Origin of the sequence: Mesorhizobium sp. WSM4989 (assembly GCF_029625795.1) — a bacterium.
GTDB lineage: Bacteria > Pseudomonadota > Alphaproteobacteria > Rhizobiales > Rhizobiaceae > Mesorhizobium.
The window spans coordinates 1-291 of the sequence record NZ_JARTVN010000022.1; the positions used below are offsets into that span (position 1 = coordinate 1).

Genomic DNA, 291 nt, shown 5'->3' on the forward strand with positions numbered 1-291 from the left:
CGTGGCGCCGGTCGCACCTGTAGCTCCGGTAGCGCCGGTCGCCCCAGTCGAGCCGGTGGCACCCGTGGCGCCGGTCGCACCTGTCGCACCCGTTGCTCCAGTCGCACCCGTTGCTCCGGTCGAGCCCGTGGCACCCGTAGCGCCGGTCGCACCCGTCGCACCCGTTGCTCCAGTCGCGCCGGTAGCACCCGTTGCTCCGGTCGAGCCGGTGGCTCCGGTCGCACCCGTCGAGCCCGTGGCACCTGTGGCTCCGGTCGCACCGGTAGCGCCGGTCGCTCCGGTCGCGCCAGT

At 74.9% G+C, this 291-nt stretch carries 1 protein-coding gene; it reads right to left on the reverse strand.

Annotation, left to right across the window (positions count from 1 at the left end; genetic code table 11):
• The coding region (locus tag P9217_RS30170; protein ID WP_278088328.1) for a hypothetical protein at window positions 1-291 on the reverse strand (291 nt) is incomplete at both ends.